General features: G+C 55.9%; 1 protein-coding gene. It reads left to right on the forward strand.

Features of this window, described 5'->3' with window-relative positions:
* Nucleotides 1–456: 456 nt before the first annotated feature.
* Nucleotides 457–11,652, forward strand: coding sequence for a BapA/Bap/LapF family large adhesin (locus tag E6P06_RS21475; protein WP_139935691.1), 11,196 nt, complete (start codon nt 457–459; stop codon nt 11,650–11,652).
* The last annotated feature ends 86 nt before the right edge of the window (nt 11,653–11,738 follow it).

Consider the following 11,738-nt stretch of genomic DNA (forward strand, 5'->3'; position numbering starts at 1 on the left):
TGCCATGGCATTACCGTAGCGACCCATAGTCTAATAAAATAAAACTTCAAGACCATATCGCCTATATTTAGGCTTATTTTATAACACTATTGTTACTGTTGTTTATTATATCCCCCCTTCATTTCAATTTAAATAAAAAATATTAAAATACAATAAGTTAACCAAAAACAAATCATTAAATACGCACCGGAAAGTATCCTTTTCAATTAGCCAAATATATTTTTAATATGGATAAGTTGCAGAATACTTTCTTTCTGACTATATCATCTAATACGAAAGAACTATTCTGTCGGCAGGTCCCGAACGTATTTACTAAGTAAACGAACATCTGCATGACCTAATCAATGTAATTACATGTGTAAATTCATCTTTATAATGAACGGGGCCCCTGTCTGCTCATTTTCCCAGCGCGCTGTTGCGGATTAATACTCCCGACATGCCATCAGGAGTGAACATATGCGTCTACTCGCCGTTGTATCAAAATTAACTGGCGTTTCCACAAATGTTGAATCCTCTGAAGTTACGCTCAGTTCGCCTTCTATCGTGAAACTGTCGGTGTCGCGTGAGGAGGTAAGTCAACTAACACGCGTTAATCAGGATCTGGTTGTCACACTCCGCTCGGGTGAAACCATCACCATTAAAAACTTCTACGTCGGAAAAGGTGATGCGCAAAACCAGCTTGTTCTGGAAGACAGCAATGGCGCGCTGTGGTGGGTTCAGGATACTGATGGAGCGTTCCACTTCCAGCATTTAGACGATCTCACTCCGTTAATGACTGCCGAGGGAAGCCATGAAGGCGGCGCCGTCTGGCCGTGGGTTCTTGGCGGGATCGCGGTTGCTGGCGGAATTGGCCTTGCCGCAGGTGGCGGCGGTGGAGGTGGCGGCGGTGGGAGCGATAACAACGCCGGAAGCGGTAATGGCAACGGTAACGGCGATGGTGGTGGAAACGGTAATGGCGATGGCGATGGTGGCGATCCGCCAACGACAACACCTAACGCACCAGATGTGCCGGTTATTACCAGTGTAATCGATGACCAGGAGCTGATTACTGGTCCTGTTAATCAGCAGGAATCCACCAACGATAATACGCCCACTCTCCAGGGTACCGGCCCCGCAAATGCTACATTGCATATTTTTGATAACGGCGTAGAAATCGGCCAGGTCGCTATCGATGCCAACGGCAACTGGTCGTTTACGCCATCCTCTCCACTCGCAGACGGTACCCACAAGTTTACCGTCAGTGCATCAGACGGTACAGGTAGCAGCGGCATGTCAGACAGTTGGGAGATTATTGTCGATACGCTTGCCCCCGACGCCCCTGTGGTCACAGAAGTAACTGACGATTCCGGTTCCATTAAAGGCTTGATCGGTATTAACGGCGTAACCGACGATGCCACGCCAACGCTCACAGGCACTGGCGAAGCCGGTTCTTACATCAGCATTTCTGATAACGGCATTCTGATTGGTATGGTCCAGGTGGATGACAATGGCAACTGGACGTTTACACCGGACACACCGCTTAGCGACGGTGTTCACAATCTGACGCTGACGCAAACTGACGATGCGGGTAACGTGAGCGCGGAAACGAGCGTACCTACATTCACCGTCGATACTACCCCGCCTGAAGGCGCGGTCATTTCCTCCGTTAATCTGGAAGGCACTGAGGTAACCGGTAGTGCTGAGGCTGGAAGCCTGGTGATGATCATCGGTAGCAATAATCAGGTTCTGGGTTCAATAACGGTCGGCCAAACCGGCAATTTCGTCATCGCGATTTCACCTTCACAGACGCACGGTGAAGCGCTAATCGCGAAGATTCAGGACCAGGCCGGTAACATCGGGCCAGATACCCCATTCAATGCGACGAACTCGGGCTATCCTGGCGTACCGGTTATCGTCAGCGTGATGGATGACTTCTCCCCATCAACCGGGCCATTGAGCAACAATCAGGCCACCAACGATAATACCCCCACGCTCTCTGGCACTGCCGATGCCAACAGCACGGTGACTATTTACGACAACGGCACAATTATCGACAGCGTACTGGCTGACGGTAACGGTAACTGGACATGGACTTCCAGCTCCCCGTTATCAGATGAGCTACACGCCTTCACCGCCACCGCGACAAACCAGTCAGGTACAGGAGGCATGTCACCAGCGTTCAATATCAACATCGACACCCAGCCACCGTTGCCACCTGATGATCTCAACGTATCTGCGGATGGGACTGTCGTCACCGGAACGACCGAGCCAGGCAATACCGTAGTTATCACCGGCAGTGGCGGAACTCAGATCGGCAGCGGCGTCGCCGGGCCGGATGGCACATTTACCATCACCATTAACCCACCACAGACCAATGGCGAAACCATTACCGCTATCGCCACCGATCCAGCTGGGAACCTAAGCCCACCAGAAACTGCGCTTGCACCAGACATTACCGCGCCACAGCCCCCGACAAACCTGCTAGTTAATGGCACTGGGGACCAGGTCACCGGCAAGGCCGAACCCAACAGTACGATCAATATTCTGGATCCGGATGGCAATATCATTGGAACAGCAACTGCCGATACAAATGGGGATTTCACCGCAACGCTGGTTCCGCCACAAACCAACGGCGAGCCCCTTACGGCAAATGCGACCGACACCGCAGGCAACAAGGGCGACGACGCCTCTGTCAACGCACCGGACACCACCGCACCTGATGCGCCGACAGGCGTCACAGTTGCAGGAAATGGTGGAGCGGTTAGCGGTCACGCCGAAGCCGGAAGTACCGTCATCGTCAAAGACAGCAACGGGGCTCCTATTGGCGTGGGTCAGGCTGACAGCGGCGGCAATTTCACCGTCCAGATCACCCCGTCGAAAATCAACAATGAAACAGTAAACGTCACCGCAACGGACAGCACTGGTAACGAAAGCCTGCCAACTTCGGCTGTTGCCCCGGATCTCACCGCGCCAAACCAACCCGTTATCATTGCCGTTACTGACGACGTCGCCGATATCACAGGCTCCATCAATAACAATGGGTTAACCAACGACGATAAACCGAAAATTGAGGGCAAAGCTGAGGCCGGCTCTCAGGTCAAAATTTACGATAACGGAACTCTGCTTACGACCATTACCGCTGATATCAACGGTAACTGGAACTATACGCCCACCTCAGCATTGGGCCAGGGGGCACATGTATTTACAGTGACGGCAACCGATGCCGCTAATAACACCAGCGCCGCCGCCAGTTGGAAAATCATTGTCGACAGCATCGCCCCCAGCGTACCGGTTATTACGCTTATCTACGATGACGTTGGCAGCATCACCGGCAACGTCGCGAACAACGGATTCACCAACGACAAAACGCCAACAATCTCAGGAACCGGTGAACCCGGTTCGCTGGTGACGCTGTATGATAATGGTCTGCAAATGGCAGTCTTTTTTATCGACAGAACAGGCACCTGGAGCCATAACGTTACAACCGATGAGGCCCTCGCCGAAGGCACTCACCGTTTTACGGTGACCGCAACGGATGCCGCCGGGAACGTCGTCACTTCCCCCAATCCTGTCATTGTGACCGTTGATACCCAGGCACCCGCTGCGCCCGTTATTGTGAGCGCCACGGACGACGTCGGGAATGCACCAACCGATCTGCCCACCGGTAGCCGTTCAAACGATACCCTGCCGCTGCTGAAGGGGACCGGGACCGTCGACTCCACCATCACTATCTATGATGGCGCCACACTTATTGGAACCGCAACGGTCGTGTCCGGGGGCACCTGGAGTTTCCAGGTCACTCAACCGCTGAGTGAAGGTCCACATGCGCTGTCGGCTATCGCAACAGATGCAGCGGGTAACGCCAGCAATGCCGGAAATTTCACGCTGACCATTGATACCACCCCACCAGCGGCTCCGGTGATTATCGCCGGTGAAGGACTCGTGGGCAGCGCCACCGTTGCTCTGGCGAACGGCGGTAGTACGAAAAGTACCGCCCCGGCCCTCTCCGGTACGGGCGAGCCGGGCGCAACCATTACTATTTTTGACAATAACGTCAGTATTGGCACCGCCACCGTTCAACCAAATGGAACCTGGACATTTACCCCAGATCCCGTGCTCATCGAGGGGCCACACAAATTCACCGCCACGGCGACTGACGCTGCAGGTAATACGGGGATCCCATCGGCTAGCTTCACTCTGACGGTAGACAATACGCCTCCCGCGCAGCCTGACGCCCCTATCATTACTGACGATGTGGCTCCGGTAACGGGCGTGGTCACGAATGGCAACACCAATGACACCACGCCAACCTTTAGCGGTACAGGGAACGTTGGGGATTTGATTACCGTTTATCTGAACGGCACTCCCCCTTTGCAGGGAACAGCAACAGTAGGTGCAGACGGAACCTGGAGCTTTACTCCATCAGCACCGGTTTCCCCTGGTACTTACCAGATAACCCTTACCGCAACCGATCCGGCTGGCAACGTTAGCCAGCCGTCGAATGCCATAACACTGAACATCGACACGACGCCGTCTGCACCTCCGGTGATTATCGCCGCCAATGATAACGTCGGTGGCTCGGTAGGCGATCTCTTGCCCAATGCCGTGACCGATGACGCCACGCCAACCATTCGCGGTACTGGCACTGACGGGGATATCATCACCCTGTATAACAGCGGTGTAGTGATCGGTACGGCAACGGTGGCTGGCGGCACCTGGAGTATTACGCCCGGGACTGCGCTGGCAAACGGCAACTACACGCTGACCGCTACCGCAACCGATGCGGCAGGTAACATCAGCGGCAGCTCAAACAGCATTTCGTTTACGGTGAACACCACCCCGCTCACAGCGCCACTCGTGACGAATATCGAAGATAACGTCGGCGTGATTACCGGCTCGCTCACCAGCGGTAGCGTCACGGACGATACCACCCCAACTATTAGCGGGACGGGTACGCCGGGCAGTACGGTGTTAATTTATGACGGTGGCATTCCCATCGCGATAACCACCGTGGGCGCGAATGGCTCCTGGAGCATAGATGTTCCCCTCACGCCCAACATGATTCATACGCTGGCTTTCGGCGCACAAGATGCTGCCGGTAATGTGCTGCCGGCAGGAAATCCTGTCACGTTGATTGTTGATACGCTACCTCCTGCAATGCCTATCGTTACCAGCGTTGATCCGAACGGTACGCTGGTTAGCGGTACAGCCGATGCTGGTAGTACCGTGATTATTCGCAGCGGTAGCACCATTCTCGGCCAGGGGGTGGCAGACGGTTCAGGTATCTTCTCTGTCACCATTTCACCAGCGCAGACGGCGGGTGAATCATTGAACGCGATCGCTCAGGATCCAGCGGGTAACCAAAGCGGAGAAACACCGTTTACCGCCTCAATATCCAGCGTTCCGCACCCGCCAACTCTTGAGATCGTGGATGACGTAGCCCCCGGCATGGGCGAAATCGGCAGCGGAAAAACCACCAACGACACTTTACCGCGGTTGCAAGGAACCGCCACGGCTGGGGCTACAGTGACTATCTATCAAAATGGCGCGTCTATCGCCACGGTCACCGCCGATGCGGTTTCCGGCGCCTGGAGTTATCAGTTGCTCACCCCGCTAACTAACGGCACAACCTATAACTTCGCAGTGTCACAAACCGTCAACTTAATACCCAGCGGGCAGTCACCCAATTATGCCATTACCATCGACACCACCGCGCCGCTGGCACCGCTCATCACCAGCATTATCGATGACGTTTCGCCCGGCAGTGGGCCGCTGGATAAAGGGCAAATGACCAATGACTCACGCCCGACCTTAAACGGAACCGGCGAAGCAGGAGCAACCATCACCCTCTACGATAACGGTATCGCTTATGCCACAACCACGGTAAACAGCAACGGATTCTGGAGCTTTACCCCGACAGACGCGCTGGGAGAAGGCAATCACCTCTTTACCGCTCGCGCAACCGATGCTGCTGGCAACCAAGGCGATGCCTCCGCTGATTTTCTGATCATTGTTGATACTTTAATTCCGAATGCCCCCTCCATTGTCACAGTCACAGACAACGTTGGCACCATTCAAAACCTGACGTCCGGACAGTCAACTAACGATAATACCCCAACGCTCACGGGCGTTACCGAGGCAGATTCAATTGTCACCATCCGTGATGGCAACACAGTGATTGGCACAACCACCAGCGACGCCAGCGGTAACTGGAGCTTTACGCCAGCCCCTGCGCTCAGTGAAGGCAGCCACTCGCTGACAGCTACCGTCACGGATGGTGCGGGCAACATCAGCCCGGCAGCGCCACCGTTCGTCGTAGTTGTCGATACGCTGGCGCCCGCCGCGCCAAGTATTACCTCGGTCATCGACGATCAGCCGGGAAGCACGCTGTTGACCAACGGCCAACTGACCAATGATGCCCAACCAACACTAAGTGGCACGACCGAAGCTAATGCTATTGTCACCATTCGTAGTAACGGAACGATCATTGGCACCGCAAATGCCGATGGCTCCGGTAGCTGGAGCTTCACCCCAACAAACGCGCTGGCGCAGGGGGAAAATATCTTTACGGTGACCGCAACGGATGCGGCGGGCAACACCAGCGGAGCTTCTGCCTCATTCACCGTTTTGGTCGATTCAGTTGCCCCGTCTGCACCAGTAATTCTGACCGTTCAGGACAATACCGCGCCGACAACCGGGCCAATCTCCAACGGGCAAATCAGTAACGAAAGTCGCCCGGCGCTCAGCGGTACGGGTGAAGTTGGCGCGACCATTACTGTCCTGAGCGATGGTCAGCCCATTGGCACCACCATTGTCGGCGCAGGCGGAACCTGGAGTTTTACCCCAACGGATGCGCTGGGTAACGGTACGCATACGCTGACCGTCACCGCCACCGACAGCGCGGGCAATACCAGCCCTGCCTCCAACGGCTTTACGCTCACGGTTGATACCGTATCGCCGAACGCACCGCTCATAACTCAGGTCACCGATGATGTCGGCCCGCTGACCGGAAATCTGAACAACGGCCAGGCGACAAACGATGCGCGCCCTACCCTCAGCGGTACGGCTGAAGCCAATTCCACGGTGAGAATTTACGATAACGGATCGTTTATCGGTTCAATCACAGCGGATAGTACAGGCGCCTGGAGCTTCACGCCGGGAACCGCGCTTGGCAACGGTAACCACGCGCTGACGGTGACAGCAACCGACGCAGCCGGAAACGTTAGCCCAACGTCCGCTGGGTTTAACATCGTTGTTGATACTGTTGCCCCGCTTGCGCCAACGATTATCCAGGCTTTTGATGACGTGGTGCCGGGAACCGGAACGCTGTCGAACGGCGCTTACACCAATGATACTCGCCCCGTACTGAACGGCTCGGCGGAAGCCGGTGCCCGGGTAGCCATCTACGATAATGGCACGCTGCTGGCGACGGTGACAGCGGCAATAGATGGCACCTGGGAATATCTGCCTGCCACACTGGGCAACGGCCCGCATGTCTTTACCGCCATTGCCACGGATGCCGCCGGGAACGTCAGCCCCACCTCAAGCGAATTTATTATCAACGTTGACACGATCGCGCCGTCAGCGCCGCTCCTGACCTCGGTGGTGGATGACGTCGCAGGCGGTGTGTTCAACGCGGGGCTTAGCAACGGGCAACTGACTAACGATGCCCGACCAACGCTCAACGGTACCGCCGAAGCGGGCAGCACCGTCAGCATCTATGACGGCAGCACCCTGTTGGGTACCACGCTGGTGCAAAGCAATAACAGTTGGTCGTTTACCCCAACCACGCCGCTGGCAAATGGATCGCACACCTTCACCGTCACCGCTACCGATGCGGCGGGCAACACCAGCGGCGCAACGGCAGGCTTTAGCGTAGTGGTCGACACCACGGCACCAACGCAGCCTTCAATCAGCAGCATTATTGACGATGTTGGGCCAAACATAGGGGCGATTGGCAATAATCAGCCAACCAACGACGCACGCCCAACGTTAAACGGCACCACGGAAGCCAACGCTCGGGTCGATATTTATGATAACGGCACCTTTGTAACCAGCGTAACGGCGGACGGCAGCGGCAGCTGGAATTACACGCCACCTACGGCGTTGGGTCAGGGGACGCATTCCTTCACCATCACAGCAACAGACACCGCAGGTAATACCAGCGGGCTATCATCTGCCTCCGCAATTGTGGTCGATACCGTCGCACCGGGTACTCCAACCGGTCTGGCGGTCAACGCCAACGGCACCACGCTGACCGGCGTTGCCGAAGCGAACAGTACGGTGATCATCACTTCCAGCAGCGGAACCGTACTTGGTACCGCAACAGCCAACGCCTCCGGTAATTTCACCTTCACGCTGAGCCCACCGCAAATCAGTGGGCAAACGCTGCTGGTCAGCGCACAGGATGCCGCAGGCAACATCGGCACAGCGGGTAACGTGCTGGCACCGTTTACTGGTGTACCGCCTGCGCCGGTTATTGCCAGCGTATTTGACGACGTGGGCACAATTACAGGTCTGGTCGCGGCAGGTAAAACCACCAATGATACCCGTCCAGCCCTTAGCGGAACGGCGCAGGCTAACGCCATCATCAATCTGTACAACAACGGCGTACTCATGGGTAGTACGACCGCAGATAGTAACGGCCTCTGGAACTTTACCCCATCCGGCGCGCTCAGCGAAGGTAACCACGCGTTTACCGCCACGGCAACAAACGCCAACGGCGTAAGCGGGGTGTCCGGCTCGTTCAGCGTGATTGTGGATACCACGCCGCCGACCGCGCCAACGATACTGATCAGCGCCGATGGCGGTACTATCAGTGGCGTCGCCGAAGCGGGAAGCACGGTTACCATCTCTCTGCCCGGCGGCACCAGCGTGACGGCAATCGCCAACAGCAGCGGTGTCTACAGCGTCAACCTGCCGGTTCGCCAGATTGAGGGTCAGTCGCTGTCCGCCACGGCGACCGATGCGGCGGGAAATACCTCATTGCCAACAAGCGCTATCGCGCCGGTATTGCCGCTGCTGGCTGAAGACAATGTCACCAGTCTGCCTCTACAAACCGATGTCACCGTCAGCACCGAGCATCAAAGCGATTATGGTTTCCTGTTGGTCAATGCGCTGGGAAATGTCGCCAACGTGCTGGGGAACGATACAGCAAGCGTCAATTTCAGCATCGCTTCTGGCGGCAGCGGATCCATTACAATCAATGCCGCAGCGACCGGCGTGGTGCTGTCGCTGTTAAACACGCTTGAAGTCGTCATCCAGCGCTTCGACACCGCGCTGAATGCCTGGGTAACGGTGGTGGATACCGGGAAACCAGACTTTGCCAGCCTGCTCACCCTGGGCGCCTCGGGCGTAACGCTCAATTACAGCGGACTGACTGGCGGGGATTACCGCGTGGTCAGCTACAACACCAACCTACTGGCGACTGGGGCATACACCAGCCTTGATGTCTCGGTGGTAAAAGCCAGCGCAGGGACCATCACCGGTGGTACTACCGAGTCTGGCAATATCATCACCGATACCGATCCCGCCAACGGGCAGGATAACGCCCCTTCCGGCACGCTGGTCACCACCATCACTGACGGTAACGGCAACGTTGTGAACATCCCGGCGGGCGGCATTGATGTGCAGGGAAAATACGGCACCCTGCATATCAATCAGAATGGTAGTTACACCTATATTCTGACCAATACGTCAATCTCAGTGTATGGACGTTCCGAAAGCTTCACCTACACGCTAACGCATGGCAGCGATCACTCCTCGGCAAAACTGGTGGTCACGCTGGGTCAGGCCCCAACCACCAGCACGGTAACGGCGGCAGACGATGTGGCTGTGCTGACTTACGGGACGCAGGTCATTGCAGTCGACAACCATCCATCACAACAAACCGGCTTCACGCTCGCCAGCGTTGGTTTGGGACAATTGTTGGATGTCAGCCTGGTCAACGGTTTGACCAACCCGATTAAATTCAACGTTGATGACGGCGCGACCCGAACGATCACGGTTCAGGCCAACGTACTTGGCGTAACGCTGGGCGGCTTTGATCTCTATGTCTACCGCTTCAACGAGTCTATTCAGCAGTATGAGCAGTACCGGGTACAGCCGAACTGGGTCACCGCCCTGCTGGGCGGCAGCTCACCGGCGTATACCATTACACTGCCGGGCGGTGACTATCTGTTCCTGCTTAATGCTTCCGGCGGCCTGACGCTACTGACCAGCTATACCCTGAATATTCAGGCCGATCACACCTACGCCGTCGACAGTCTGAGTGCAGCAACCAATGGAAATCTGCTGGCCAACGACTCGGCTCCGGCTAATACCGTTATCACCGAAGTTAACGGTGTCACCGTTAACACAACAGGCACTACCACCATTAACGGACAGTACGGCACACTGACTATTGATGCGAAAGGGAACTATACCTACACGCTGAGAAGCGGACTGGGCGCAGACGGTATCAATACGCCGGACAGCTTTGTGTATAAGGTCAAAGCACCAAACGGCGATACCGGCAGCGCGTCGCTGAACATTACGGCAACCCCACAGGCGCTGGATGCCGTAAACGACATCAGCAGCCAGATGGCGGTCACCACCCAGGCCGATACATCCAGGTCGTTTACCGACAACAGCGTTGGGAACGCCAGCTGGAGCGCCCAACTCCTTTCACCCACCTCACAAAATGGTACTGGCGTCATTGAAGTCGCGACGGGAACGGCGGTGCAAAACGCCATACTGCATTTTAACGTCGCTTCAGGTCTGACGCTGGGCGGACTGACCGTCACCTGGGCGCTGTATGACAGCAACAACGTCAAGATTGCCGGTAACTCATTCAATGGCGGATTGCTGATTGGCGGCAATATTGATATTGCCCTCAGCGGGGTAGTACTGCACCCCGGCAACTATCGCCTCGACTATACCGGCAGCGTCGGGGCTCTGGGGCTGGGGAATATCACCATCACCCCCAGCGTGAAAGGCACGATAATCGACCTGCAAAACTTCGAGACTTCCACAGCGAATAGCGTCACCGGCAATATTTATGACGGAGACCATATTGCCAGCGTGCATACATTGCTAACGGTGAATGGCACGGGCGGCAGCGCCGCCACGCTGGATCCGCTGAGCAGCACGACCAGCGCCATCATTAACGGGTTGTACGGCAAACTGACCATTGGCATTGATGGTCATTACACCTATGCCCTCAACAGCGATGTCTCGCTCTCCACCATCGTCACCAAAGAGACATTTACCTACACCCTTAACGACCTGAATGGCCATACCGATACCGCTACGCTGACCATCAATATGAATCCGCAAGTGGTGAGTACCGTCGATGCCGATCGCCTGACTGGCAGCGCCTACGGCGATACGCTGATTTATCACCTGCTCAATGCCAACGACGCTACCGGCGGTAACGGAACAGCGGACACCTGGACCAACTTCTCGCTGGCCCAGGGTGACAAAATCGATATCGGTGACCTGCTGGTGGGCTGGAACGGGCAGAACGCGACGCTCGGCAACTACCTCACCGTTACCACCAGCGGTAACAACACGGTTATTGCCATCGACCGTGACGGTACGGGCAACACTTATCACTCAACCAATCTCATCACGCTGGAGAACGTACACACCACGCTCGACGAGCTGGTGCAACAAAATCACATTGTGCCCTGAAGTGAACATATAGCGTTAAAGCGCCATAACTACAGCCCCGGATGCGATGACATCCGGGGCAATAACAGTCGTCGCTGCCGTATTTT

Source organism: Citrobacter sp. CF971, from assembly GCF_006385635.1.
Classification (GTDB): Bacteria; Pseudomonadota; Gammaproteobacteria; order Enterobacterales; family Enterobacteriaceae; genus Citrobacter; species Citrobacter freundii.